The 24823-nt window shown below is 59.4% G+C and carries 26 protein-coding genes, 1 tRNA gene and 1 riboswitch; of the genes, 12 read left to right on the forward strand and 15 right to left on the reverse strand.

The window, feature by feature from the left end; genetic code table 11:
- The first annotated feature begins 3 nt into the window (after window positions 1-3).
- Window positions 4-79 (forward strand) — tRNA-Lys (locus HFP51_RS06010).
- A gap of 55 nt (window positions 80-134) precedes the next feature.
- On the opposite strand, the gene HFP51_RS06015 is transcribed toward HFP51_RS06010, so the two are convergent.
- Both HFP51_RS06015 and HFP51_RS06020 read right to left on the reverse strand, forming a co-directional pair.
- A complete protein-coding gene (locus HFP51_RS06015) occupies window positions 135-752 on the reverse strand; it encodes a DUF938 domain-containing protein (RefSeq protein ID WP_176874825.1) in 618 nt (205 codons plus the stop codon).
- Entirely contained in the window at window positions 749-1756 is a 1008-nt protein-coding gene (locus tag HFP51_RS06020) for a bile acid:sodium symporter family protein (protein ID WP_176874826.1), read from the reverse strand. Before HFP51_RS06020 ends, HFP51_RS06015 begins: the two co-directional genes overlap by 4 nt.
- 163 nt (window positions 1757-1919) lie before the next feature.
- Between HFP51_RS06020 and HFP51_RS06025 the strand changes: the two genes are divergently transcribed.
- Window positions 1920-2399: an isoprenylcysteine carboxylmethyltransferase family protein gene (locus tag HFP51_RS06025; RefSeq protein ID WP_176874827.1), complete on the forward strand. Its 480-nt coding sequence runs from the start codon at window positions 1920-1922 to the stop codon at window positions 2397-2399.
- On the opposite strand, the gene gcvPB is transcribed toward HFP51_RS06025, so the two are convergent.
- The 6 genes from gcvPB to HFP51_RS06055 form a co-directional block, all read right to left on the reverse strand.
- Window positions 2400-3962 (reverse strand): aminomethyl-transferring glycine dehydrogenase subunit GcvPB, encoded by a 1563-nt coding sequence (gene gcvPB / locus HFP51_RS06030; RefSeq protein WP_176874828.1) that lies wholly within the window; start codon window positions 3960-3962, stop codon window positions 2400-2402. It lies immediately after the preceding gene.
- A complete protein-coding gene (gene gcvPA / locus HFP51_RS06035; protein ID WP_176874829.1) occupies window positions 3959-5341 on the reverse strand; it encodes an aminomethyl-transferring glycine dehydrogenase subunit GcvPA in 1383 nt (460 codons plus the stop codon). The genes gcvPB and gcvPA overlap by 4 nt, the downstream gene beginning before the upstream one ends.
- Before the next feature lie 32 nt (window positions 5342-5373).
- Window positions 5374-5745 carry a glycine cleavage system protein GcvH gene (gcvH, locus tag HFP51_RS06040; RefSeq protein WP_176874830.1) on the reverse strand — a complete coding sequence of 124 codons (372 nt, stop codon included), beginning with the start codon at window positions 5743-5745 and terminating at the stop codon, window positions 5374-5376.
- Between the two features lie 11 nt (window positions 5746-5756).
- A complete protein-coding gene (gene gcvT / locus HFP51_RS06045) occupies window positions 5757-6932 on the reverse strand; it encodes a glycine cleavage system aminomethyltransferase GcvT (protein WP_176874831.1) in 1176 nt (391 codons plus the stop codon).
- A 146-nt stretch (window positions 6933-7078) separates the two neighbouring features.
- Window positions 7079-7167: riboswitch (glycine riboswitch) on the reverse strand.
- Between the two features lie 95 nt (window positions 7168-7262).
- On the reverse strand, window positions 7263-7913 hold the full coding sequence (locus HFP51_RS06050; protein ID WP_176874832.1) for an MOSC domain-containing protein: 651 nt from the start codon (window positions 7911-7913) through the stop codon (window positions 7263-7265).
- Window positions 7914-7918: 5 nt separating this feature from the next.
- Entirely contained in the window at window positions 7919-8572 is a 654-nt protein-coding gene (locus tag HFP51_RS06055; RefSeq protein ID WP_176874833.1) for a hypothetical protein, read from the reverse strand.
- A 110-nt stretch (window positions 8573-8682) separates the two neighbouring features.
- Between HFP51_RS06055 and ispH the strand changes: the two genes are divergently transcribed.
- Genes ispH through rnhA form a run of 3 tightly spaced genes read left to right on the forward strand, consistent with a single transcriptional unit; the run spans window position 8683 to window position 11042 of the window.
- Window positions 8683-9633 carry a 4-hydroxy-3-methylbut-2-enyl diphosphate reductase gene (gene ispH / locus HFP51_RS06060; RefSeq protein ID WP_176874834.1) on the forward strand — a complete coding sequence of 317 codons (951 nt, stop codon included), beginning with the start codon at window positions 8683-8685 and terminating at the stop codon, window positions 9631-9633.
- A gap of 6 nt (window positions 9634-9639) precedes the next feature.
- Window positions 9640-10599, forward strand: a complete 960-nt coding sequence (gene thrB / locus HFP51_RS06065) for a homoserine kinase (RefSeq protein WP_176874835.1) — start codon at window positions 9640-9642, stop codon at window positions 10597-10599.
- A complete protein-coding gene (gene rnhA / locus HFP51_RS06070) occupies window positions 10596-11042 on the forward strand; it encodes a ribonuclease HI (RefSeq protein ID WP_176874836.1) in 447 nt (148 codons plus the stop codon). The genes thrB and rnhA overlap by 4 nt, the downstream gene beginning before the upstream one ends.
- 3 nt (window positions 11043-11045) lie before the next feature.
- Here the strand turns inward: rnhA and HFP51_RS06075 are convergent, their stop codons facing one another.
- From HFP51_RS06075 to HFP51_RS06085, 3 genes are all read right to left on the reverse strand, one after another.
- Window positions 11046-11222 carry a DUF1508 domain-containing protein gene (locus HFP51_RS06075; RefSeq protein WP_176874837.1) on the reverse strand — a complete coding sequence of 59 codons (177 nt, stop codon included), beginning with the start codon at window positions 11220-11222 and terminating at the stop codon, window positions 11046-11048.
- A 92-nt stretch (window positions 11223-11314) separates the two neighbouring features.
- Complete coding sequence (locus HFP51_RS06080) at window positions 11315-12424, reverse strand: FAD-binding oxidoreductase (protein ID WP_176874838.1); 1110 nt, start codon at window positions 12422-12424, stop codon at window positions 11315-11317.
- A complete protein-coding gene (locus HFP51_RS06085) occupies window positions 12421-13245 on the reverse strand; it encodes an alpha/beta fold hydrolase (RefSeq protein WP_255454915.1) in 825 nt (274 codons plus the stop codon). The genes HFP51_RS06080 and HFP51_RS06085 overlap by 4 nt, the downstream gene beginning before the upstream one ends.
- A 180-nt stretch (window positions 13246-13425) precedes the next feature.
- On the opposite strand from HFP51_RS06085, the gene HFP51_RS06090 reads away from it, so the two are divergent.
- From HFP51_RS06090 to HFP51_RS06120, 7 genes are read left to right on the forward strand one after another with little or no spacing between them, the layout of a single operon-like run.
- Window positions 13426-13905: a prepilin peptidase gene (locus HFP51_RS06090; RefSeq protein WP_176874840.1), complete on the forward strand. Its 480-nt coding sequence runs from the start codon at window positions 13426-13428 to the stop codon at window positions 13903-13905.
- A 37-nt stretch (window positions 13906-13942) separates the two neighbouring features.
- Window positions 13943-14998, forward strand: coding sequence for a Flp pilus assembly protein CpaB (gene cpaB, locus HFP51_RS06095; RefSeq protein WP_176874841.1), 1056 nt, complete (start codon window positions 13943-13945; stop codon window positions 14996-14998).
- A gap of 1 nt (window position 14999) precedes the next feature.
- On the forward strand, window positions 15000-16562 hold the full coding sequence (locus HFP51_RS06100; protein WP_176874842.1) for a type II and III secretion system protein family protein: 1563 nt from the start codon (window positions 15000-15002) through the stop codon (window positions 16560-16562).
- Between the two features lie 26 nt (window positions 16563-16588).
- Window positions 16589-17227, forward strand: coding sequence for a CpaD family pilus assembly lipoprotein (locus tag HFP51_RS06105; RefSeq protein ID WP_176874843.1), 639 nt, complete (start codon window positions 16589-16591; stop codon window positions 17225-17227).
- Window positions 17227-18519, forward strand: a complete 1293-nt coding sequence (locus tag HFP51_RS06110; RefSeq protein WP_176874844.1) for a pilus assembly protein CpaE — start codon at window positions 17227-17229, stop codon at window positions 18517-18519. Before HFP51_RS06105 ends, HFP51_RS06110 begins: the two co-directional genes overlap by 1 nt.
- A 52-nt stretch (window positions 18520-18571) precedes the next feature.
- The gene (locus HFP51_RS06115) at window positions 18572-19549 is read left to right on the forward strand and encodes a type II secretion system F family protein (RefSeq protein ID WP_176874845.1); all 978 of its coding nucleotides are present in this window, start codon (window positions 18572-18574) and stop codon (window positions 19547-19549) included.
- Between the two features lie 21 nt (window positions 19550-19570).
- Window positions 19571-20566, forward strand: coding sequence for a type II secretion system F family protein (locus HFP51_RS06120; protein WP_176874846.1), 996 nt, complete (start codon window positions 19571-19573; stop codon window positions 20564-20566).
- Window positions 20567-20610: 44 nt separating this feature from the next.
- Here HFP51_RS06120 and HFP51_RS06125 read toward each other — a convergent pair whose 3' ends face one another.
- From HFP51_RS06125 to HFP51_RS06140, 4 genes are read right to left on the reverse strand one after another with little or no spacing between them, the layout of a single operon-like run.
- Complete coding sequence (locus HFP51_RS06125; protein ID WP_176874847.1) at window positions 20611-21132, reverse strand: DUF1254 domain-containing protein; 522 nt, start codon at window positions 21130-21132, stop codon at window positions 20611-20613.
- Window positions 21126-21668: a DUF1214 domain-containing protein gene (locus HFP51_RS06130; RefSeq protein ID WP_176874848.1), complete on the reverse strand. Its 543-nt coding sequence runs from the start codon at window positions 21666-21668 to the stop codon at window positions 21126-21128. The genes HFP51_RS06125 and HFP51_RS06130 overlap by 7 nt, the downstream gene beginning before the upstream one ends.
- Complete coding sequence (gene ppdK, locus HFP51_RS06135; protein ID WP_176874849.1) at window positions 21665-24343, reverse strand: pyruvate, phosphate dikinase; 2679 nt, start codon at window positions 24341-24343, stop codon at window positions 21665-21667. Before ppdK ends, HFP51_RS06130 begins: the two co-directional genes overlap by 4 nt.
- Window positions 24340-24816: a hypothetical protein gene (locus HFP51_RS06140; protein WP_176874850.1), complete on the reverse strand. Its 477-nt coding sequence runs from the start codon at window positions 24814-24816 to the stop codon at window positions 24340-24342. Before HFP51_RS06140 ends, ppdK begins: the two co-directional genes overlap by 4 nt.
- Window positions 24817-24823 lie beyond the last annotated feature (7 nt).

Consider the following 24823-nt stretch of genomic DNA (forward strand, 5'->3'; position numbering starts at 1 on the left):
GTTGGGCCCTTAGCTCAGTTGGTAGAGCAACTGACTTTTAATCAGTAGGTCGCTGGTTCGAACCCAGCAGGGCTCACCACCTTTTCAATACGCTCGATACAGTGGCTTGTCCGGCGCCAGTCCGGTTAGTTGATTCAGCTTTGGCCGCTCTTCCGAAACACCACAGACAGGTTGTTGGCCGGCATTTCGACCACCCTCTCGAGCGAAAGATCCATCTCGCTAGCCAATGCTTCGACCGCTTCAAGGTCCCGCAAACCCCAATCCGGGTTCCGGCTGCGCAGCGATTCATCAAAGGCTTCGTTGCTTGGCGCGGTCTGCGTCCCCGCCCTGCGAAACGGGCCATAGACGAACAGTGGCGCTTCATCCGGCAGATGCTGGCTGGCGCCACTCATCAATCCCTGCGTGGCCGACCAGGGGCTGATATGGATCATATTGATGCACAATATGGCATCGACCGACTGGACCGGCCAGTGCGTCGCGCTGGCGTCGAGCGCCAATGGCGGGGCAATATTGGTAAGCCCGCTATCCTCCGCCCAGGAGGCGATTGATGCCAGGGCCGTCGGTTCCGGATCGCTCGGTTGCCACTGGATATCCGGAAACCGATCAGCGAAATGCACCACATGCTCACCAGATCCGCTGGCAATCTCGAGGATCATCCCCTGGGCTGGAAGCACCTCGCGCAACACATCAGTGATTGCCGCCCGATTGCGCAGCGTGGCTGGCGCATGGCGTTTGGCATCAGCATTCGTCACGGATTTGCGGTCGCCGGCATTGCCTTGCCATCCTCCGGCTCGGTCGGCTGGCGGCGCCAGATCGCGGCAAGGAAGCTGCCGATCACGACATGATAGACGGCAGAGATCGCACTCGGGACCGGCGCCAGAGCGGCCTGCATCGGCGTTGCGAACTGCGCGGCAAAACCCGGTGTCGAGGCAAGGCTCGATCCGAGACCGCTATTCTGCATGCCGACTTCGATGCTGATCGTGCGCCGTTCCTCCGCGCCGAAACCGAGCGCCTTGGTGATCAGATAGCCGAGTCCAAAGCCGAACACATGCAGCAACAGCACGGCGAGCAGCAGAACGCCGAAATGCGTTTCGATCAGCGGTTTGGACGCGGCAATGATCCCGCCGACGATCAGCACCACGACCAGCACCGAAGCGAGCGGAGAAACGATCGAGACCTTGGCCGTCAATCGCGGCAGATAGCGATTGAGGAACACGCCGACGATGACCGGGATCAGAACGATCGAGACCATGTTTACAAACAGGTTCCAGCGATCAATCTCGACATATTTTCCGGCCAACCAACCGGTGAGTATGGGAGTGGCGATCACTGCTATCAGCGTCGATGCCATCGTCATCGTCACCGAGAGCGCCAGATTGGCACGGGCGAGATAGGCGACGACATTGGATGCGGTTCCGCCCGGACAGCAAGCCACCAGAATGAGTCCGACCGCCAGTCCTGTCTCCAACGCGAAACCCGATGCTAGCGCTATTCCCGCCAGCGGCATGACCGTAAATTGGAGCGCGACACCCGCCGCCACGCATTTGGGGATTTTCGCGATCCGCTTGAAATCATCGAATGAGAGCGTGAGCCCCATGCCGAGCATGATAACACCGAGCAAAACGCTCACCAAAGGCTGGCCGAAAGGCCGAAAGCGCCCATCGACAACCCACAGAAAATGTTCGGGAATAAACCAGGCCCATGCCGTACCCAACACGGTCCACAGGGCGAACAGGCTCGTTAGCCGCTGGATCATATATTGCCTCCTGCCCCCCGCCCGCTGCTCTGGCGGTAAGGCGCTCAAATGGCAAGCCGTTGATCTCGAGCTTGATTGCGGGCGTGCCGGCACCATTGGCACCGGGCCTGGCGGACGATAGACCGCACGGACACGACGGAGCGCAGAAACGGAGGTCAGACCGATGCCGGAAACCAATCAGGACGAAGCACGGCCCAATGTGCGCTTTCCTCCGCCGCTTGTGTTTATCGGCTTCATTCTGCTGGGCCTCGCCGCAGATCGATTTGTTACGCTGCCGTCCCTCGTCATTCCGCAACCGGTTGGCTGGGCCGGACTCGCGCTGGTGATCGCTGGGCTAGCGCTGATCGCCTCTGCCATCGGCCTGTTTCGCAAGGCTGGCGAGAATCCTGAACCCTGGACGCCAAGCGCCACAATCATTGCGACAGGCCCCTACCGCTTCACGCGCAATCCCATGTATCTGGGCATGGCACTCATCCAGCTCGGCTTCGGGCTCTGGTGGCCAAGCATTGCGGTGCTTATTCTCGTACCGGTTGCGATCATCCTCATCGACCGGTCCGTGATCGCCAAGGAAGAACGCTATCTGCGGTCCACCTTTGGCGAAGCGTATGACGACTATTGCCAGAAAGTCCGTCGCTGGATCTGACTATTCGGCGGCTTCGGCCTGGTCGGGCTCTTTCCATACGAGGATTGGCTTACGCGCGGCCCCGGTTTCATCCAGCCGTCGCCGCGGCGCATGAACCGGCGCGGCGTGCAGCGTTTCATCGCCGGCCTTGGCACGCTCAACCACCGAACGCAGCGCCCCGATAAACTCATCCAGAGCCTCGCGGGATTCGGTTTCCGTCGGCTCCACCAGCATCGCGCCATGAACAACGAGCGGGAAATACATCGTCATCGGATGATAGCCTTCGTCGATGAGCCCCTTGGCAAGATCGAGCGTCGTCATCCCCTCGGCAAATCCTTTGTCGGAGAATAGCGCCTCATGCATGCACGGACCGCTCGCCCCGAACGGTGCGTCCAGGACATCTTCCAGACTGCGTAACAGATAGTTGGCATTGAGCACGGCATCTTCGGCCACTTGCTTCAGACCGTCCGTACCATGGCTCATCATATAGGCGAGCGCCCGCGTGAACATGCCCATCTGGCCGTGAAAGGCGACCATCCGGCCAAAGCTGGATTCGTGATGATCTTCGGCATTTTCCTCTTCAACCAGCACGAAATGCCTGTCGCGTTCCTCGACGAATGGCAGTGGTGCATATGGTGCAAGGGCTTCGGAGAAGACCACTGGGCCGGACCCCGGTCCACCGCCGCCATGCGGGGTGGAGAAGGTTTTGTGCAGGTTGATATGCATGGCATCGACACCAAGATCGCCCGGCCGCACCCGGCCGACAATTGCGTTGAAATTCGCGCCATCGCAATAGACCAGACCGCCCGCCGCATGCACGGCATCCGAGATCCGCTTCATATCCGGTTCGAACAGGCCGCAGGTATTGGGGTTGGTGATCATCACACCGGCAACGTCCGGCCCCAGCCGTTCTTCCAGCGCCGCAAGATCCACCCGGCCTTCGGGCGTTGCCGGAATATCCTCGACCCGATAACCGGCAAAGGCCGCAGTCGCCGGGTTCGTGCCATGCGCGCTTTCCGGTACCAGGATCACTTCACGCGCATCACCGCGCGCTTCCAGCGCCGATCGAATCGCGAGGATCCCGCACAGCTCACCATGCGCACCGGCCTTGGGGCTCATCGCGACCGCTGGCATGCCGGTCAGCTTGCATAGCCATTCGCCCAGTTGGTGGATCACTTCGAGCGCACCCTGCACCGTTTCAACCGGTTGCAGCGGATGGATATCGGCAAAGCCCTTCATCCGGGCCACGCGCTCATTGAGCCGCGGATTATGCTTCATCGTGCAAGAGCCAAGCGGAAACAGGCCGAGATCGATCGCATAGTTCATCCGCGACAGGCGAGTATAATGGCGCACGGTCTGTGGTTCGGACAGGCCAGCAAGGCCAATCGGTCGATTGCGCTCGAGCCCGCCAAGCCGTTTCTTGGCATCCGGTCGCTCGTCAAAATCGACGCCGGTTTCTTCGGTCGTGCCGATCTCGAAGATCAGTGGTTCGTCGAGCATCAGCGCGCGGTTGCCGGTAAATGTGTCTGTCGTACCCTGCGCATCCTGCGGCTGGCTCGGGCGGCCTTGATTGTTCATGCTCATGCCGCCTCTCCCTGTCCTTCGGCCTCGACAGCGGCTTGGAGAGCATCTGCGAGCTTATCGACATCGGCATCGCTGGTGGTTTCGGTCACGGCAATGACGAGGCCATTCGCCAGTTCCGTTTCCCCCGGATAGAGGCGATTCAAAGCAACCCCCGCCAGGATCTTCTCATCGGCGAGCTTGCGCACGATCCGACGCGCCGGACATGGCAGGCTAATGGTGAACTCATTGAAGAAGCTGTCATTGATAACCTCGACACCCGGCACCTGTGCCAAGCGATCGGCGGCGCGCACGGCGCGGGCGTGATTGATCGTCGCCAGCTGACGCAATCCTGCTTCGCCGAGCAAGGTCATATGAATTGAGAAAGCCAGCGCACAAAGCCCTGAATTTGTGCATATATTCGATGTAGCCTTTTCGCGACGAATATGCTGTTCACGGGTCGAAAGCGTGAGCACATAGCCACGCTTGCCTTCGGCATCCTGCGTCTCACCGCACAGCCGCCCAGGCATCTGCCGGACATATTTCTGGCTGCATCCGAACAGACCCACATAGGGCCCGCCAAAGTTCAGTCCGACGCCGATCGACTGGCCCTCGCCGACGACGATATCGGCGCCCATTTCACCCGGTGGCGTCAAGGCCCCAAGGGAGACGGGCTCGGTCACCACGGCAATCAGCAAGGCCTTGTGCGCATGCGCCTTGGCCGCCAGATCGGACATGTCCGCTATCCGGCCCAATATATCGGGATATTGCACGACCACGCAGCTTGTTTCGTCATCGATCTGATCGAGCAGGTCGGTCGTATCACCATTGGCGACGAGCGTTGGCGCTTCATGCACCAGCTCATCCTTGGTGAAGCGCGCCATCGTCTTGGCAACCGATACATAATGCGGATGCAGGCCCGATGAGAGGATCGCCCTGCCCCGTTTCGTGATCCGCCGCGCCATGACGATCGCCTCCCAACAGGCGGTTGAGCCGTCATACATGGACGCATTGGCGACATCGGTACCGAACAGGCGCGCAACCTGCGTCTGAAATTCGAACAGCATCTGCAACGTGCCTTGCGCGATTTCCGGCTGGTATGGCGTATAGGCCGTCAGGAACTCGCCGCGCTGGATCAGGTGATCGACGCTCGCCGGCACATGATGGCGATAGGCACCGCAGCCGAGAAAGAAGGGCATGTCCGCCGCTGCGCTGTTGCGTCGCGCCATCCGGCGAAACTCCGCATCCACCGCCATTTCCGACGCATGATTGGGCAAATCCCGGATCGCCCCGTCGAGCCGCGCCTCTTCGGGCACATCGGCAAACAAGGCATCGATATCAGGCGCACCGATCTTGGCCAGCATGGCCAGGCGGTCAGAAGGTTCAAGCGGCAGGTAACGCATTTTATTCTCCGTCGTGGCGCTAGGGCCAGCGGCTATAGGCTATCGACAAACGCCTTATAGGCTTTGGCATCCATCAACCCTTCGAGCTGGCTCGTGTCGCTCAGCGTCATGCGGAAGAACCAGCCTTCCTCTTCGGGCGATGTGTTGACGAGAGCCGGCTCATCTTCGAGCGCGTCATTACCCTCGGTGACTTCGCCAGAGACTGGCGCATAGACATCGCTCGCGGCCTTGACCGATTCCACAACGGCCGCTTCGCCGCCCTGTTCCAGCATCGAGCCGCTTTCCGGCACTTCGATAAACACGATATCGCCAAGCTGTTCCTGCGCATAATCGGTAATCCCGATCGTCGCATGGTCGCCATCGACATCAATCCATTCATGCTCTTCGGTGAAAAAACGGGCCATCGCGGTCTCCCCTATGCTTTTGGCGGTCTGTGATAATTTTGCGGAACGAACGGCATCGGCGTGACCGTGCCGGTGAATGGTTTTTTGCGCTGTTCGATCGTGATTACGGTGTCCGGGGCGCTAAGATCAGCTGGCACATAGGCCATGGCGATCGGCTGTTGGAGCGTCGGCGAGAAGCCACCGCTGGTCACCGTGCCAATCTGTGCACCATCGGCGTCAACAACGATCGCACCTTCGCGCACCGGCTGGCGGCCTTCGACAACCAGCCCCACACGCTTGCGCTCGGGGCCGTTTTCGCGCTGCGCCAGGATGCGCTCTGCACCAGGAAAGTCCGCGGCTTCACGGCGACGCTTGGACAGCGCAAAGCCAAGATCGGCTTCAACCGGCGTGATCTCGGTATCGATATCATGCCCATAGAGCGGCAGGCCGGCCTCCAGGCGCAGGGAATCGCGCGCGCCAAGGCCAATCGGCTGCACTTCCTCATGCGCGACAAGCGCAGCGGCGAGCGTTTCAGCATGCTCGGCGGCGACGGATATCTCGAATCCATCCTCACCGGTATAGCCGGACCGGCTGGCCCACAGCGCGATATCGCCAGCGTCCGAATGCCAGGTAAATCCACCCGCCTGCATGAAATATAGCGCCGCGCTTTCCGGAACGAGCCGGGCAAACACTTCACCAGCCTTGGGACCCTGCAATGCGACCAGCGCGCGATCTTCCATGTGATGGATGAAGATATGGTCGGGCAAGGTCTCACGCAGATAGGCAAGATCGCCATGCTTGGTCGCACCATTGACGACCATATAGAAATATTCGCAGTCGTCCGGCGGCGTCTCGCCTTCGGCCATCCCGCAGCTTTCCGGGTCCGCATAAGCCAGGCGCGTGATCATCAGATCATCGACAATCCCGCCATCCGGCGCGAGCAGCAGCGAATAGCGCATGCGCTCAACACCCAGTTTCTGAATCTCTCCGGGTAGAACCGTTTCGAGTGCCTGGGCGGCATTCGAACCGCTGATAATCACCTGGCCCATATGGCTGACATCGAACAGCCCGACGGAGTCCCGCGTCCAAAGATGCTCGGCCATGATGCCTTCATATTGGATCGGCATGTCATAGCCCGCAAAGCCGACCATGCGGGCGCCTTGGCTCCTGTGCCAGCTATCGAGAGGAAGTTGTGTGTCGTCGCCCATATTTGCTCCGTGACCAGATACGGCCGGAATGCTTCCGACCCACCCCCTCTGTCACGGAAGCCTGAGAGCTTTCACCATGTACCTAAGTGCACGGCTTACCCCTTCGGCGGGACATGGAACGCCCATATCCACTTTCCAGAGTACCGATTGGCAGCGCGGTCCTTTGGCCTGAGAGATTCCGGGGCGGTTGCTCCTTCGGCGGTGTGGCAAGCACACTCTCTCCCGCGCGGCCATCCGCCGGTTTCCCGACGGCGGCATGACTATCGATTGGCGCGTAGCGCGAGGAGAGTCAACGGCGAACCCCGCCTATCTGGTGACAGGCGCAAAAGATCAGGCTGAACTGAGCTTGCGGGCCTTGGCGCGCCACTCCTGGGCCAGCACAGAAAGATCGCAAAGCGCTCGCGTCGAGTCGGTATCGGCCTTCGCGCCGCCGCCTATGAGCAGGCCAAAGACCCGCTCCACCGTCCATTCGGGATGCGGCCTATCGACCAAGGCAATGGTATCGCCTGCGGCGACGCGTCCGGGCTCAATCACGCGATAATACCAGCCGGACAGGTGATGCTTGACCATCAACGACACCAGCTCAGGCCATTCCATGACATGGGCTTGCTTCCAGCATGGCTGACGACCCTGGCTGATTTCCACCAACGCGGTTCCGAGCCGATAGCGATCACCGATGCAGACTTCGGTCTCCACCATGCCTGAAACGGCTATATTCTCACCAAAGGCACCCGGATGATCGAGCTTGGAATGAAAGGGCGAGAGGGATTCCCAGAAAGCATAATGATCGCGCGGATAATGATGCACCGCCTTGTCGGGCCCACCATGGACGCGCAAATCGGCTTGCTCGTCGCCAATCAAGCCCAGCATGCCGATCTCAATCGGGCCGTCTTCGGGTTCCTTGCGGATTGCACTCAGCTCATCGCCCCGCAATGGGAGCGACCTGCCGGTTAGAACAGCCTCAACGGAAAGCGGCTCCATAACCGCTAACGGGTAGCATTATATTCGAGCTGGTCGGGCTCTAGCTGGAAGCCAATCAAAAGTTCGAAGGTGATATTGTCGACGGCGGCCCGCACTGTCGGATCAGCCATCGGGTCGAGCGCAGCATCAGTGTCACCTGGACGGCGGCGGCGCGTCAGGCGTTCTTCGACGTCGGGCGGCAAGGTCACTGCCGCACGTGAAATGCTGGTTGATGCCTGGCCATTCGTGCTGGCCCGATACTCTCCATCCGCAAAATTCAGACCAACCCGCCCAATTTCCTTGGACACGATCTGGCCATTGCCGCGCAGCACGGTTGCGAAATACGGAAGCACGATCTGTCGCGCCCCACGTGGATCCGTGCGCCGGGCGTAGACATCGAAGCTTGCGACAGCGTCGATCGTCCCGGATGCGTCGCTGCACGTGCTGCGAATATTGGTGATCACAGCCGTTGCATCGATCGCGCTTGCCTCGCGGCTGGACCGCGGATTGAAGATCGTGATCTCGTTCGTATGCACCGGCGTTGCGACGGCCGGGCATGCGGTACGATTCACCAGCAGGCCGATACCTGATTCGCCGGCGCTAATGACATCGCGGCGTCCACAAGACACCAGGACAAGGCCGATAGCGGCGACCAAAGCGATATTTCCATATTTCCGCACAAACGAAATCCTTACTCTTATTTGGGCACCGAACGACCGGTGCACGAATATGCCGGCCCCTCATAGGAAGCGGCTTCCGTCGCTGCAAGCAATCGCGTAAGAGCCTGGGTATGAACAACAGCAAAACCGCACTGACGCTTTTGATTGCCGCACCGCGCGGATTCTGCGCCGGCGTCGATCGTGCTATACGGATCGTAGAGCTTGCGATCGAAAAATATGGCGCGCCAGTCTATGTGCGGCACGAGATCGTGCACAACCGCTATGTGGTGGATGCGCTCAAGGACCAGGGCGCGATTTTCGTCGAGGAACTGGACGAGGTTCCCGACGATGTACCGGTGGTTTTCTCTGCCCATGGGGTGCCGAAAGCGGTCCCTGCCAAGGCGGAAGAACGCGGCCTGGAATATCTTGATGCCACCTGCCCGCTGGTGTCCAAGGTGCATCGTCAGGCGGAACGTTTGGTCGAAAAGGGCCAGCACATCCTGTTCATCGGCCATCGTGATCATCCCGAAGTGGTCGGTACCTTCGGCCAAGTGCCGGAAGGGGCGATGACCCTCGTCGAAACGCATGATGATGCTGAAAATGTTGTGGTCGAGAATCCCGACAATGTTGGGTTTCTGACACAAACCACACTGTCAGTCGACGATACGGTCGATATCATCCAGGTCCTGCGCCGCCGTTTTCCCCAGATCAACGCGCCACGCAGCGAAGATATCTGTTACGCGACCTCGAATCGCCAGGAGGCAGTCAAAGCCATTGCATCCAATTGTGACTCGATGCTGGTGATTGGTGCGCCCAATAGTTCAAACTCGGTCCGCCTCGTCGAAGTCGCAGAGCGGCAAGGGACACCGGCGCGATTGATCCAGCGCGCCACGGAAATAGATTTTGACTGGTTCGAAGATGTTCAAACGCTCGGCATCACTGCTGGCGCATCGGCACCCGAAATCCTCGTGCGTGAAGTCGTTGAAGCGCTGGGTCACAGATTTGACGTCACAGAGCGCGAAGTTGAAACGACGCGCGAAAAAATGCTGTTCAAGCTGCCGCGTGGCCTCGAAGCCGCCTGATTCCGCATGGCCGTCTATACACATGTATCTGCGGAGGGGATTTCCGCGCTGCTCGACGGCTATGATGTCGGCACCCTGGTGTCGGCCAAGGGCATCGCCGAAGGCGTCGAAAACAGCAATTATCTGATCGAGACGACGCAGGATCGCTTCATATTGACCTTGTATGAGAAACGGGTTGATGCAGCCGACCTCCCCTTCTTTCTCAAGCTCCTGGATCATCTCGCCGAGCGCGGGCAGCCCGTCCCACCCGCCATCGCCGATCGCAACGGCACCCAAATACAGACTGTTGAAGGGCGCCCGGCCTGCCTGATCGCATTCCTGCCTGGAGTCTCGCTCGGCGAACCGAACGCTGCCCAGGCACTCGCGACAGGCGCAGCTTTGGGGCAGCTCCACCAGGCACTCGTCGATTTTGAAGACCGTCGCCCGAATACTCTCTCACTGTCGGGCTGGCGCAGTCTTGCCGATCAATGCGGCTCCGCACTCGACGATATCGCGCCCGGGATGCGCGCATCCGTTGATGAAGAACTCGCATTTCTTGAGGCGCATTGGCCCAACGATCTCCCGCAATCAGCCATCCACGCCGATCTATTCCCAGACAATGTCCTGATGCTCGATGATCAGGTGACCGGCATTATCGACTTCTATTTCGCCTGCACCGATATCCGGGCCTATGATCTGGCCGTCACCCATGCCGCCTGGTGTTTCGATGATGACGGGCGCGGATTCGATGCCGAGCGGTCATCAGCATTGATATCCGGCTATGCTCAGCATGCAGCATTGGCCGAAGCGGAACGGGCCGCCCTGCCGATTCTTGCGCGAGGCGCAGCCTTGCGGTTCCTGCTGACCCGCGCATGGGATTGGCTCAACACGCCGCCCGATGCCCTGGTTACTCGCAAGGACCCCCTCGCTTTTCTCAACCGCCTCGAATTCTACCGGGGTGCAAATGCGGATCTCTTCGCCGCATGAGCCTGGTCGAAATATTCACGGACGGCGCATGCAAAGGCAATCCGGGGCCCGGCGGATGGGGTGCGATCATCCGCTATGGCGCGCATGAAAAGGAATTGTCCGGCGCCGAAGCTGACACCACCAACAACCGAATGGAGCTGCTCGCGGCAATCGAAGCGCTCAACGCGCTCAAGCGGTCCAGCCGCGTACGGCTGACGACCGACAGTAATTATGTGAAAGACGGGATCACCAAGTGGATCCACAACTGGATGCGCAACAATTGGCGCACGGCCGGCAAGAAGCCGGTGAAGAATGCGGACCTTTGGCAGCGCCTGCTCGATGCTGCCGAGCCGCATGATATCGAATGGGCCTGGGTGAAAGGCCATGACGGGCACCCGGACAATGAGCGCGCCGACCAGCTTGCAAGCGACGCCGCCGAAGCGGTCGCCGCTGCAAGCCGCTAGTCGCTAGCTATTGTCTTCGACTTCAGCGCCAGGACCCTTGGTCTGAATCGACTTGATCGCGTTCTTGGCGCTCGACTTGCTGGAATAGCCTTCGGTCGAGAACATCACTTCAGAATTATATTTGAAGCGAACACGGAACTCGCCCTTCTTGTCTTTCCAGATTTCAAATTTGTGCGCCATCAGGGCCTCCTAAACTGTGTGTCGGTTTTGTTGCGATAGGCGAAACAGTGAGACAGGCATAGGGTGAACGCCGCAAAACTGTCACAAACTCGTCAGCGCAAGCGCGATGGCAAGTATCGCTCCGGCTCAACCCCATCAATTATAGCGGGCGGCGTCTCATCCAGCAGCAATGTTCGACACAGTTTTGCAGCGGCCGGTGCGGTCTGGATACCAAAGCCGCCTTGGCCAGCGCACCAGAAGAAGTTTGGCGTATCAGGATCGAATCCATAGATCGGCAATCGATCCGGCGCGAAGTTTCTAAGGCCCGCCCATTTCCGATCCATCCCGAGCACGTGCCAGTCCATTGCCTTCTCGAACCGGTCGATGGCGAGCGCGACGTCCAGTTCCTCCGCTGCAACATCCCCGGCTTCGCTGGGTGTTTCGTCATGCGGGCTCAGCCAGAGGCGGCCATTCTCTCCCTTGAAATAGAAACGGCCCTCAACATCGATGACCAACGGCAGATCAAGCGGAACCGCCGGATCAGTCCGCAATTGGATGACCGTGCGTCGATAGGGTGTCACGCCGACTGGCTCGACACCCGCGAGCTGCGCGACCTGATCCGCCCAGGCACCCGTGGCATTCACCACAATCGCCGCTTCTATCTCCTCACCGGCCGCCTCAACACGCCACCCCTGTTGATCCGGTTCGATGCGCTGGACCGGCGCTGAGCACCGCAGTTCAGCGCCAGACCTGCGGGCGGCTGCTAGATAGGACTGATGGAGGCCGGCGACATCAATGTCGGAACATGTCGGCTCCCAAAGCGCCTGGTCCCAATGGCCTCGAATTCCCGGACACCGCCGCGAGATCGCATCGCCGGACAGTTTTTCGAGCGTTACCCCGCTGCCTGCAAACTCACCTTCCAGCGCATCCAAGGCCGCACGGCCCGATTGTTCGGCGATATGCAAGGCGCCGCGCTGGCTCAGAAACGGCGCATCCGAAAAATCAGGATCGGGCTTGGCCAGAAAATCATATGAAGCGGTGGTCAAAGGCTGCACAAATGGCCCGCCATAAGTTTCCGACCAGAAAGCGGCCGAACGCCCGGTCGAATGATAGCCAGGCATCGCCTCTGCCTCGAGTAGCAAGACCTTGTGATCGACCGCGAGTTCCGCAGCCAGGCTAGCACCGGCAATACCGGCCCCGATAATCAAGAAATCATAGCTCATCCGGCCGGGCGGACCAGCGCGTTCAGAAAAGTCGAAATCTCCGCCATGAATATATCACGCATATCGTCTCGCTCGCGCAGGACTTCATGGGCGGCAAAATCATGCATCATCAGCTGGGCATTAGCCAGGCGATCGGCGGCAGTTTTTATCGCTCGAGCGTTGACCAATCGATCCTTCTTGGCGCCGACGATCAAAACCGGCGTGGATACCTGCTCAAATGTGTCCTTTGCGAACATCTTTGCCGAGGATTTATACGCCGCGGCAAGCCATTGCCAGCTGGGCGGACCAATTTTGAGTTCAGGCTTTTCGCGCAGCCACCAATTTTCGTCGGAATAGCGCTCAAAATCATGGGTGAGCAGCTTCTGGCGGGAGCTACCGGGAATCGAAGGCCGCTCATTCTCTTGCCAGGCATGTTGATCGGCAAAACCAAAGCGGACAAACATACGCGCGACGAAAGCCGCGACCCGTTCCGGCAAGGGCTTGCTCACAACCTTGAGCATCGGTGCGCTGAACACCGCGCCATCCAGCCCAGGTCGATGATCAATCAGGTATCGCATTGCCAGATGGCCGCCCATGGAATGCGCTCCCAACACATGGGGACCCGGTGTTTCAGCGCGCCATTCGCGCACAAAATCAGCCAGATCCTCGACCCAGATGTCAAAGCTCTCAATATGGCCGACGGTCGGATCGGTCAGCATGCGCCCGGAACCGGACTGACCACGCCAATCGAAGCCGGTCAAATTCCAGCCCGCTTCATGCCATTCGGTGAGGCTTTCGAGATATTTTTCGAAAATATCGCCGCGGCCGGTCTGAAAAATCATACTTCCGCGGACCGGACGATCGGAGGGAGCCGGCCAGGTCCAACGCCTGTGGTCCCAGCCATCCTGCGCCTTCCAGCGGTCCAATATCATTCCATCGGGATAGGAACGGCGATCAACTTGGTTTTTTTTCATAGTTGCTGGTTACAGTTTAGAAAGCAGTAAGCCTTAGGGCCATCCCCTATGACAGGGGCAGCAACATTTTTTTCGATCGGCTTACTCGTGCCTGCGCTGCTGTATGCGGCCTGGGGCGACTGGTTGCGCCGGGATATTCCAAACAAGCTTAATGCTGCGATCGCACTGACCGCTCCACTATACTGGTGGGCCGCCGGATTTTCGCTGTGGCCGGAAATCACGATTATTTTCGGCCTCGCATTAGCATTGTTTGCTCTTTTTACCTTCGCTTTCGCAATTGGCGCGATGGGCGGCGGCGATGTGAAAATGATTGGCGCACTCGCCCTTTGGATGACGCCGATGCAACTGCCTGTAATGCTTATAGTAATGGCGATATCCGGTGGGTTGCTCACTTTAATAATGTTGGTTCACCACCGCATGAGCCAAAATTCTGAAAAGCCCGAAATTCCTTACGGAATCGCCATTTCTATCGGCGGTCTGTGGGTGGTGATGAACGGGATTTTAACCATTGGGGCCGTAACGAACTGATCGGCCAAGAAAAAGCCTGACAGGAGGCAAGACCGTCATGGATGCACGTAAAGTCATTTTGCTCGTAGGCGCGCTGCTAGTCGCAGCCGTTACCGCCTTTATGGCGCGGAGCATGTTTGTGGACGGCAGTACGCCGACCGCAGTCGCTCAGCAAGCCGAACCGGAAGGACCGATGGTACTCGTTGCCACCCGCGCCCTGCCCGTCGGCACGATCATCAACCAGGAAAGCTTCCGCTATCAGCCTTGGCCTGAAGAGTTAATCGAAGGCAGCTACTTCATCCGGAACGAATCCAATATCGAGGATCTCCTCGGTACGGTCGTTCGCAATGATGTTACGGCCGGCCAGCCGATCACCCAGGGTTCGCTTGTGCGTCCGGGCGATCGTGGCTTCCTGGCTGCAGCACTCGGGCCGGGCATGCGCGCGGTTACCGTACCGGTCTCAGCACAGTCGGGCGTTGCCGGCTTTGTATTCCCGGGTGACCGCGTTGACCTCGTCCTGACCCAGGAAGTTGAAGGTGGTGGCGATGGCCCTGCCCTCGCAGCCTCGGAAACCATTATTCGCAATCTTCGCATTCTGGCGACCGACCAACGGACCACGAATGAAACGAACGAAGAAGGACAGAGCGAAGTTCGCGTTTCTTCGACCGTAACTGTCGAAGCCACACCGCGCATCGCCGAAAAGATCGCCGTTGCGCAGACCATTGGTCAGCTTTCGCTTTCGCTTCGCTCGATCGCCGACAATACGGCTGAGCTTGAGCGCGCAATCGCCGCCGGTGAGATTGAAGTGCCGGAAGGCAATGATCCGGAAGCCGAGCGCCGCATGCTCATCGAGGTCGCCCAGCGTCCGAGCGATACCGACACAACCTATGTGACAGGCGGAGACGTTTCGCGCTTCCAGCGCCGGACGGTTCCTGCCCAGGGTAACGATAACAGCAGCCCAGGTGGCACCGCTGCTCAGATGGCTGCTGCCATGCTGGCTGCGGCAACCGGCAACCCGATCCCGGGTGGCCAGTCCTCGGAACGTCCGGACGGACCTGCAGTTCGCGTCGCACGCGGCACTTCCGTCACTCATGTACCTGTTGGGGGTAACTAAGATGGCTTTTAATCGTAAAACACGCTTCGGCGCCCTTGCTGCGGTTGCAGCCGCGGCAATGGTTGCGAGCCTTGGCGCTCCGATCGCCGAGCCAGCAACCGCCCAAACCGGCGCGCGTCCTCAGCCAACCAATGACCTCACCCTGTCGGTGGGCCGTGGCCAGCTGATCAACCTTCCCGGTGCGATGACCGACCTCTTCGTGGCCGACAGCGAAGTTGCTGACGTCCAGGTTCGCTCCTCGCGTGCGCTCTATGTCTTCGGTAAGGCGCCTGGCGAAACCACGGTTTATGCAACCAACGCAGCCGGCAATGTGGTTTACTCCACCACCGTCCGCGTCGGAACGAACCTCAACAGTGTTTCTTCGATGTTGCAGCTGGCCATGCCGGAAGCATCCATCGTTGCCACACCGATGAACGGTCTGGTTCTCCTGACTGGCACTGTCGCATCGCCGAGCGATGTACAGGAAGCCCAGTCGCTGGTGCAGGCATTTGTTGGTGACAGCACGCAGGTCGTCAGCCGTCTGCGCACGGCCACGCCGCTGACCGTCAATCTGCAAGTGCGGATTGCAGAGGTCAGCCGCTCGGTTGTCCGCGATATTGGTGCGAACATTGCTACGTTCGATAACACCAGCGGTTTCCAGTTCGGTATTACCCGCGGTCGTAACGCGTTCCCGCAATATGCGCCGAACGGCAATGGTACATTTGTTGGTGGCACGGCTTCGACCGATGGCACGACAACCGTGACCGGTCGTGAAGGTTCGGCAACGCTTGCCGGTCTTGGCAGCCTGTTTGGTATCGACATTGCCGGCGCACTGGATCTTGCCGAATCGCAGGGTCTCGTGACCACGCTGGCCGAGCCTAACCTGACCGCACTTTCGGGTGAAACCGCCAGCTTCCTCGCTGGTGGCGAATTCCCGATCCCGCTTTCGCAGGGCCTTGGTTCGGTTTCGATCGAATATAAGGAATTCGGTGTCAGCCTCGCCTTTACACCGATCGTTCTGGCCAATGGCCGGATTTCGATGCGGGTGCGTCCGGAAGTTTCCGAACTTTCGGATAATGGCGCAATCACGCTCAACGGTTTCACCGTTCCTGCTCTGACCACTCGGCGCGCCGAGACGACGGTTGAGCTGGGTTCGGGCCAGAGCTTCATGATCGCCGGCCTGCTGCAGAATAATCACAACTCGACAGTCGAAGGCACTCCGGGTCTCAGCGATGTTCCGATCCTTGGTGCATTGTTCCGCTCGAACCGCTGGCGCCGTTCGGAAACCGAGCTTGTCATCGTCGTGACGCCATATCTGGTTCAGCCGGTAACGGCGACGCAGATCGCGCTGCCGACCGACGGCTATCGCTCGCCTTCCGATCTGGAACGTGTGTTCCTTGGCCGGACGTTTAGCGGTGAATCGGGTGCAACCCGCCCGGGACCGACAATGGCTCCGCCGACGACGGTTCAGCCTGGAATTCAGACCGGTGATGCTGGTCAGGTTCCGGTTCCCGCAACGCAACAGCCCGCCGCTGAAGCCGCTTCAACAAGCGGTGCAGCACCTGGCTTTTCGTTCAACGACTAGATCAGCGTTTTTTGGAGAAGATAATCATGCGCATTCTTGCCACTTCCGCCCTTCTCGCCGTAGCCGGCACGCTGTCAGCTTGTGCAGGCGGCCCGGTTAACCAGGGGCTCAGCACGATCAACCAGCCGGTTGTCAGCCGCACAGACTATGTGTTTGACGTCAATGCGGGCGGCGATTCGCTGTCCTATGGCGAACAGGCCCGTCTCAGCGACTGGTTCGAAGCCCTTGAGCTGGGATATGGCGACACCGTTTCGATCGACGATCCGAGCCCTTATGGTCAGGCCGGCCGCCGCGCGTCCGTTGCCGAAATTGCCGGTCGCTATGGTTTGCTGATTGCCGAACGCGCTCCGGTTACCGCCGGACAGGTCGCAGCAGGCCAGATGCGTATTGTCGTCAGCCGCATGCAAGCCGAAGTACCGAACTGCCCGAACTGGGATCGCGATTCGGTTTGGAATTATGCCGGTTCGACAACGTCCAACTATGGCTGCTCAATCAATAGCAACCTTGCGGGAATGGTCGCTGATCCGGCCGACCTGATCCAGGGTCAGAGCGCCGGTACCGCGGGTGATCCCCGTGTTTCGGCACGCGCTATCGATGTCTACCGCGATTCGGAGCCGACTGGCGCCGGCGGTCTGCAACAAGAAGCCACGACAGGAGGCGAATAATGAACGCACCTTTTAGCCCAGGTTCCACGTCGCTTCGTGATCCGTTCCAGGCATTTGTCTGCGACGACGAGACTTCCGAACTGCTCAAGCCGATTGCCACCGAGCTCGGCTGGGCGCAGGAAAAAGTCAATAAAGGCGGTCTGCAAAATGCAGTTCAGACGCTGTCTGTATCGGCAAGCCCGAACATCTTGTTCGTGGATCTGTCGGAGAGCAGCGATCCGCTGAATGACATCAACAGCCTCGCAGAGGTTTGCGAGCCGGGTACGATTGTTATCGCTGCCGGCCAGGTGAATGACGTTCGCCTGTACCGCGATCTCTTGTCGAGCGGTATCCAGGATTATCTCCTCAAGCCGTTCAACACGGATCAGGTCCGCGATGCCCTGACTCAGGCACAGATGATTCTTGCCGGCCCGCGCAATGCGGACGGCGACGAGCAGGATCGCCCGCACGTCATGACCGCCTTTATCGGCACACGTGGCGGCGTTGGCGCATCGACGCTTGCAAGTTCGATTGCCTGGCTCGCCAGTACCGAACAGAATCGCCTGACGGCGCTGCTCGATCTTGACGTTCACTTCGGTACGGACGCGCTTGCGCTCGACCTGGAGCCGGGACGCGGCCTGATCGACGCGATTGAGAATCCGAGCCGGATTGATGGCCTGTTCATCGAACGCGCCATGGTCAAAGCCAATGAGAAGCTCGCTGTATTGTCGGCTGAAGCGCCGATCAATCAGCCCATGCTGACCGATGGCAGCGCCTATTATCAGCTTGAGGAAGAATTGCGGAGCGCCTTTGAACTCTCGATGATCGACATTCCGCGTCAGACGCTGATCCAGTATCCGCATCTGCTCAACGATGTGAATCGGGCGGTTATCGTTACCGAGCTTACGCTCGCAGCGACGCGCGACACCATTCGCCTTCTGTCCTGGTTCAAGTCGAACGCACCGCAGGCCAAGGTTATCCTGGTTGCAAACCGGGTACCAGGCGGCGGCATGCTCGAAATCTCGAAGAAAGATTTCGAAGCGTCAATCGAACGCAAGATCGATATGGTCATTCCGTTTGATCAGAAGACTGCGGTTCAGGCTGCCAAGCTGGGCAAGACCCTTGCTGAGGCTAGCGGTTCGAACAAGACCGGCTCGCTACTGCGCCAGCTGGCCGAACGCGTCTCGAGCGTTGATGGCGAAGAGATCGAAGAAGTGGCGGAAGCCGGTGGCTCGCTGATGGGCAAGCTGGGCGGTCTCGGTGCACTCATCTCGAAAAAGTCGAAAAAAGAAACAGCAACCGAAAACGCCTAATGCGGATGATCCCGCCTGTGCGGGCATCTGGGGGAAATAGGAAAGCGGGAATATGAACTTCATTCCGATGATCTTGCTGTTTGCTGGGATGCTTGGCTTCCTGCTGATGCTCTATTTCGCCTTTGCAGGGCCAAATGTGCAGAAAGCCCAGGCCAAGCGCCTTGGTGCGCTGCGCCAGCGGCATGCGCCGGCTACCAGCCAGATCTCCGCCGAAGCGCAGATGAACCGTATTCTCGCCAAGGGCGATACGCGGATGGACAGCTTTGCCGGTCGCTTCATTCCGCGCCCGGAAATGCTGCGGACACGGCTCTCGCAAACTGGCACGACCTGGACACTCAGCCATTATATGATGGCGGTAGTCGCGATCATCATCGTGGTCGCTGGGCTACTCTATTTCCAGGGATTGCCGCTGTTGCTGGGATTGCTGCTCGGCACCTTTGCCGGCCTCGGCCTTCCGCACATGGTTGTCGGGTTCCTGATCAAGCGCCGGATCAACAAATTTAACTCGAAATTCCCCGATGCCATCGAACTTCTGGTTCGCGGCCTGCGGTCTGGTCTGCCGATTTCGGAGACGCTGACTGTGGTTTCGCAGGAAGTTCCAGATCCCGTTGGCACCGAATTCGCAAATGTCGTCGACAAGATGAAGATCGGTCAGACGATGGACGAGGCGCTTGAGGAAACGGCGAAGCGTCTTGGCACACCCGAATTCAACTTCTTCTGCATCACACTCGCAATCCAGCGTGAAACGGGCGGTAACTTGGCAGAGACCCTGTCAAACCTCGCCAATGTGTTGCGCCAGCGCAGCCAGATGAAGCTCAAGATCAAGGCCATGTCGGCCGAATCCAAGGCTTCGGCCTATATTGTCGGCTCACTGCCGTTCATCGTCTTTGGCCTGATCATGATGATCAACCCGGGATATATGGGCGAGTTCTTTGTCGATGAGCGTTTGATGATCGCAGGCCTTGGTGGCCTCGTCTGGATGGGCATTGGTGTGTTCATCATGGCCAAAATGGTCAACTTCGAAATTTAACGGACGGGAGCGAGAAAGATTATGACCGAAGCTGCCGGACCTACCGTTCTTGGTGTCGATGTTTTCCTGGTTGCGACCATTCTCGCAGCTGTGGCGACCTTCGCAATGCTTGTTGCTCTCTATGCGGCAACAACCGTGCGCGATCCCATGGCCAAACGCGTCAAGGCGCTTAACGATCGGCGCGAACAGCTGAAGGCAGGCATCACCGCCTCGGCTCGCCGTCCGCGTCGCGCGCTCACCCAGAAGAACGAGACCACGGACCGTATGCGGTCCCTGCTCAAATCGCTGAACACGCTTCAGGATGATCAACTCCAGCAGGCGCAGCAGCGCCTCGCCCAGGCCGGTATCCGTTCGAAGGATCTGGCGGTGGCCGTTATCTTTGGTCGCTTGGTCCTGCCGATCGTGATCGGTGGTGGATTGGCGATTGCCGTTTACGGTTTTGGCTTCCTGTCTGATTACACCGCGTTCAAGAAATTCATGATCGTCGCCGGTACGCTGATCCTCAGCTACAAGGCGCCGGATTTGTATGTTTCGAACAAGGTTACAAAGCGTTCCAACGAGATCCGCAAGGGTCTCCCGGATGCGCTCGATCTGCTGGTTATCTGCGCTGAAGCCGGCCTGACTGTCGATGCCGCCTTTACGCGCGTCGCCCGGGAACTGGGCGCTGCCTATCCGGAACTGGGCGATGAGTTCGCGCTTACCGCAATTGAGCTCGGCTTCCTCACTGAACGGCGCCAGGCGTTTGAAAACCTCGCCTATCGTGTGGACCTTGATGCCGTTCGCGGTGTTGTGACCACGATGATCCAGACCGAGAAATACGGTACGCCGCTGGCCAGCGCATTGCGCGTCCTTTCGGCCGAGTTCCGTAACGATCGCATGATGCGCGCCGAAGAAAAGGCCGCTCGCCTTCCGGCCATCATGACGGTTCCGCTGATTCTCTTCATCCTGCCGACCCTGTTCGTCGTGATCCTTGGCCCTGCGGCCTGTTCGATCTCCGACAATCTGGTCAACGCATAAAGATAGACGGGGCTGGGCCGCTCTCACCCGGCCCCGTCAATTCCTTATTCAATCACTCCGCATGTCGCCATTTGGCGCGCTGCATTGATCGCCGCAAACGCATCGCGCTCCGGCACCAATATTCTCAACAAAGCCAACCCACGATCGGACGGGACGCGAACCGCTTCGCTGCCATCTGGGACCGCCTGCCCCTCTCGCGCCAGTACGACATTCAATGGCTGATCTCCTGTCTCGCGATCATTGCGGACAAACCGGACATTGGTTTCGTCATCAAAGACCGACAATGACCAATAGGGTGCGTCCATCGGCTGGACTGACACTGCGACCGGCCCTTGGCTGAGATCAAAAAGGCATGTCGAATAGGCAAGATCGGGACTGGGCCTGACAATAACTCGCCGCTCTGCTGTGCTGAGCGGTGCATGGCCCATCGCATTCACCGGTGCATTCTGCTCGATCCGATCCATGGCTATTCCCATGAGACGTCCGGGAATCATGCCGACAGCCAGCCAATGAACCAGCATCGCAATCGCTGCGACCAATCCAATCCATCCGAGTCGGTTCAACATCCCAGCCTCTCGATCACCGGTAGCTCGCCGTCGAGCAATCCATCGCCGGGTCCATAGGCTCGCAATGTCAGTTCAAAAGCTTCCCCGTCCTGCGTCGCAATCTCGCCTGGCCCGGGCTCGGGACTGGTAATCGCCATGACGGGCTCTGCGCCGTCCCCACCGGCTGAATAGGCATGGCCGTCATTGGGAATGAGATGGGAGTCCGTCCCGTAAGCCGTGACGCTCCACCAGCGCGCATCAACGGATGGACCCGTGACCTGATAGCGACATCCGCCTTCCAGCGCCTGCCCCTCACTGTCTGTTGCAGCATTGAAATAGATGGCTTCGCGCGCGGTGAGCGCCATCAATCCGCGAAGGGCGACAATGGCCCGCGAACGATCGCTGGCTTCAGCCGAACCGAATTGTTGGGACGTCACCCAGGGGCCGGTACGTTCTTCAAACGCACTGATACCGGCACGCAAGGACAGCCAGGTCACCGTCAGCCCTATGGCCGCGCCAAGAATGAGCGCCAAAAGGATCCGGAGCGCCATCCTCATCCGCTGCGATCCTTAGCCGCAGATAGCGCGGATTGCGCGGCAGCGAGCCGGGCGATTGGCACGCGATAGGGCGAGGCGCTGACATAGTCGAGCGCCACCTCTTCGCAAAAGGCAATCGATGCGGGATCGCCGCCATGTTCGCCACAAATGCCAAGCTTGATCCCATCGCGCGCTGCCCGCCCGCGTTCTGCAGCGATAGCGATCAGCTCACCGACCCCCTCGATATCCAGGCTGACAAATGGATCGCGCGGATAGACGCCCTGATCGACATAAGAACCGAGGAAGCGGCCCGCATCGTCGCGCGATACGCCGAGCGCTGTCTGGGTGAGGTCATTTGTTCCGAAGCTGAAAAATTCTCCGCATTCGGCAATCTCACCGGCGCGCAATGCGGCGCGCGGCAATTCGATCATCGTGCCGACCAGATAATCGACGCGCGCGCCCTTCTCCTCGAAAACCGCTTCGGCGGTCCGGGCGATCACGGCCTTCATCAGCTCGAGCTCACGACGGGTGGCGACGAGCGGCACCATGACTTCCGGGATCGGCGCTTCATCGCTGGATGCGGCGACATCGAGCGCCGCCTCAAAGATTGCCCGCGCCTGCATCTCGTAGATTTCAGGGTAAGTGACACCGAGCCGGCAACCGCGATGGCCGAGCATCGGGTTGAACTCATGCAGCTCATTCACCCGGCGGCGCAATGTATCGATGGATACACCAACCGCATCGGCCACTTCCTGCAATTCATCTTCTCCGTGCGGGAGAAACTCATGGAGCGGCGGATCGAGCAGACGGATCGTTACCGGGAGCCCGGCCATGATCGTGAAGATCTCGGTGAAATCACCGCGCTGTTCCGGGAGCAATTTCGCCAGTGCATCGCGTCGGCCTGCTTCATCGGTCGCGAGGATCATCTCGCGCACTGCGGTAATCCGGCGCGCATCGAAGAACATATGTTCGGTACGGCACAGGCCAATGCCTTCTGCGCCAAATTCCCGGGCCATGCGGCAATCGGCGGGGGTTTCGGCATTGGTTCGCACCCGCATCCGGCGGCTCTTATCGGCCCATTGCATAAGCTGCGCAAAATCGCCGGCCAATTCGGGCTGCACCGTGGCCACTTCGCCGGCCATGACTTCGCCGGTCGCGCCATCGATGGTGATCGTATCGCCTTCCTTGAAGTCTCGCTCCATGGCGGAGAATTGTTTGGCCTTGGCATCGATCGCGACACTGCCGGTACCCGACACACAGGGCCGCCCCATGCCGCGGGCGACAACCGCCGCGTGCGATGTCATCCCGCCGCGGGCCGTTAAAATGCCCTTGGCCGCGTGCATGCCGTGAATATCTTCCGGGCTAGTCTCCATGCGAACAAGGATCACATCTTCGCCCATCGCAGCACGGCGTTCAGCTGCATCGGCATCGAACACAACGATACCGGACGCCGCGCCCGGCGATGCCGGCAAACCGCGCGCAATCACGTCGCGTTCCGCACTCGGATCGAGCGTCGGATGGAGCAGCTGATCAAGCGCACCCGGATCAACGCGCAACACCGCTTCCTCTTCGCTGATCAGCCCTTCGGCCGCCATGTCGACCGCGATTTTCAGCGCTGCATTGGCGGTGCGCTTGCCCGACCGGGTCTGCAGCATCCACAGGGTTCCGCGTTCAACCGTGAACTCGATATCCTGCATGTCGCGATAATGGGTTTCGAGCAGATCGAAGACCTTGGCGAGCTCACCATAGGTTTCCGGCATCGCCTCTTCCATCGCGGCGGGCTTGGCGTTCGCCGCCTCGCGTGCCGCCGTGGTCAGATATTGCGGTGTGCGAATACCGGCAACGACATCTTCGCCCTGCGCATTGATCAGCCATTCGCCATAATAAGCGCGCTCACCGGTCGATGGATCGCGCGTAAAAGCGACGCCGGTTGCCGAAGTCTCGCCCATATTGCCAAACACCATCGCCTGGACATTAACCGCCGTACCCCAGTCACCCGGAATATCATTGATCCGGCGATAGACTTTCGCGCGTTCCGCCTGCCAGGACCCGAATACTGCGCCGACCGCACCCCAAAGTTGCTCCTGCGGATCCTGTGGGAACGGATGGCCAAGTTCCTCCTCGGCAATTCGCATATAATCGGCGACCAGCTTCTGCCAGTCTTCGGTTTCCATCTCGGTATCGAGATAGATGCCCTTGTCTTCCTTGGCGATTTCCAGTGCTTCCTCAAACGCCCCATGATCAAGGCCGAGAACCACATCGGCATACATCTGGATGAAGCGGCGATAGCTATCCCATGCGAAGCGCGCATCGCCGGACGTGTCGGCAAGACCCTTCACCGTCTCGTCATTGAGCCCTAGATTGAGCACCGTATCCATCATACCGGGCATCGACACCCGCGCACCCGAACGCACCGATACGAGCAACGGATCGCTTGCATCGCCAAAGCGCTTTCCGGTTATCTGTTCGACATGGGCGATGCCGCTCGCGACCTGCTCGCGCAGCTCATCGGGAAAGACTTCGCCGTCGTCATAATAGCGCGTGCACATTTCGGTGCTGATTGTGAAGCCGGGTGGGACCGGCAGTCCGATCGACGCCATTTCAGCAAGGTTCGCGCCCTTGCCGCCGAGCAGGTTCTTGTCCCCTCGCCCGCCATCGGACACGCCACCGCCAAACCGGTACACATATTGCGTCATATTGATGCCGATCCTGATTGTCGTCCGCGCTGCTGCATCCAGCCATCATGCACGGCCTTGCCGAGTGCGCCATAGATCATGAATGGGCGCAGGTCCCGCCGCACGGTCATTTTGAACCGTTTGGACAGGATTGCCGTTGCCGGCTCCACGCTTTCAATCTGATTCCAGCGATAATGCAGCATCGGGTGGAACAGTTTGAACATAAATGCCGGTCGCAGAAAGACGCCGGTCGAATGCACCCAGCCATTGAGGCAATTTGCATAGTTGATCGGGAAGAATATCCCGCCGCCGATTGTCATCGTCTGCATCGAGAATTTCTGCGCATCGGGCGGCGGCTCGGTGATCATCGCACGATCATCGACATATTTGCTCCAGCCGAGCACCGACAGCAATTTGATGATGCCCAGCCACATCGCCGCGAAAAAAAGGAAGAATCCCGGGATGATATAGATAAGGAGCTCGCTGCCTTCCACGGTCCGG

This window comes from Parasphingopyxis sp. CP4, assembly GCF_013378055.1.
Lineage (GTDB): Bacteria > Pseudomonadota > Alphaproteobacteria > Sphingomonadales > Sphingomonadaceae > Parasphingopyxis.

Excerpts from the sequence above, each read along its gene's own strand:
- HFP51_RS06020 (WP_176874826.1), bottom strand. The coding sequence starts at position 1,756 with ATGATCCAGCGGCTAACGAGCCTGTTCGCCCTGTGGACCGTGTTGGGT.
- HFP51_RS06025 (WP_176874827.1), top strand. The coding sequence starts at position 1,920 with ATGCCGGAAACCAATCAGGACGAAGCACGGCCCAATGTGCGCTTTCCT.
- gcvPB (WP_176874828.1), bottom strand. The coding sequence starts at position 3,962 with ATGAGCATGAACAATCAAGGCCGCCCGAGCCAGCCGCAGGATGCGCAG.
- gcvPA (WP_176874829.1), bottom strand. The coding sequence starts at position 5,341 with ATGCGTTACCTGCCGCTTGAACCTTCTGACCGCCTGGCCATGCTGGCC.
- gcvH (WP_176874830.1), bottom strand. The coding sequence starts at position 5,745 with ATGGCCCGTTTTTTCACCGAAGAGCATGAATGGATTGATGTCGATGGC.
- gcvT (WP_176874831.1), bottom strand. The coding sequence starts at position 6,932 with ATGGGCGACGACACACAACTTCCTCTCGATAGCTGGCACAGGAGCCAA.
- HFP51_RS06050 (WP_176874832.1), bottom strand. The coding sequence starts at position 7,913 with ATGGAGCCGCTTTCCGTTGAGGCTGTTCTAACCGGCAGGTCGCTCCCA.
- ispH (WP_176874834.1), top strand. The coding sequence starts at position 8,683 with ATGAACAACAGCAAAACCGCACTGACGCTTTTGATTGCCGCACCGCGC.
- thrB (WP_176874835.1), top strand. The coding sequence starts at position 9,640 with ATGGCCGTCTATACACATGTATCTGCGGAGGGGATTTCCGCGCTGCTC.
- rnhA (WP_176874836.1), top strand. The coding sequence starts at position 10,596 with ATGAGCCTGGTCGAAATATTCACGGACGGCGCATGCAAAGGCAATCCG.
- HFP51_RS06075 (WP_176874837.1), bottom strand. The coding sequence starts at position 11,222 with ATGGCGCACAAATTTGAAATCTGGAAAGACAAGAAGGGCGAGTTCCGT.
- HFP51_RS06080 (WP_176874838.1), bottom strand. The coding sequence starts at position 12,424 with ATGAGCTATGATTTCTTGATTATCGGGGCCGGTATTGCCGGTGCTAGC.
- HFP51_RS06085 (WP_255454915.1), bottom strand. The coding sequence starts at position 13,245 with ATGATTTTTCAGACCGGCCGCGGCGATATTTTCGAAAAATATCTCGAA.
- HFP51_RS06090 (WP_176874840.1), top strand. The coding sequence starts at position 13,426 with ATGACAGGGGCAGCAACATTTTTTTCGATCGGCTTACTCGTGCCTGCG.
- cpaB (WP_176874841.1), top strand. The coding sequence starts at position 13,943 with ATGGATGCACGTAAAGTCATTTTGCTCGTAGGCGCGCTGCTAGTCGCA.
- HFP51_RS06100 (WP_176874842.1), top strand. The coding sequence starts at position 15,000 with ATGGCTTTTAATCGTAAAACACGCTTCGGCGCCCTTGCTGCGGTTGCA.
- HFP51_RS06105 (WP_176874843.1), top strand. The coding sequence starts at position 16,589 with ATGCGCATTCTTGCCACTTCCGCCCTTCTCGCCGTAGCCGGCACGCTG.
- HFP51_RS06110 (WP_176874844.1), top strand. The coding sequence starts at position 17,227 with ATGAACGCACCTTTTAGCCCAGGTTCCACGTCGCTTCGTGATCCGTTC.
- HFP51_RS06115 (WP_176874845.1), top strand. The coding sequence starts at position 18,572 with ATGAACTTCATTCCGATGATCTTGCTGTTTGCTGGGATGCTTGGCTTC.
- HFP51_RS06120 (WP_176874846.1), top strand. The coding sequence starts at position 19,571 with ATGACCGAAGCTGCCGGACCTACCGTTCTTGGTGTCGATGTTTTCCTG.
- HFP51_RS06125 (WP_176874847.1), bottom strand. The coding sequence starts at position 21,132 with ATGTTGAACCGACTCGGATGGATTGGATTGGTCGCAGCGATTGCGATG.
- HFP51_RS06130 (WP_176874848.1), bottom strand. The coding sequence starts at position 21,668 with ATGAGGATGGCGCTCCGGATCCTTTTGGCGCTCATTCTTGGCGCGGCC.
- ppdK (WP_176874849.1), bottom strand. The coding sequence starts at position 24,343 with ATGACGCAATATGTGTACCGGTTTGGCGGTGGCGTGTCCGATGGCGGG.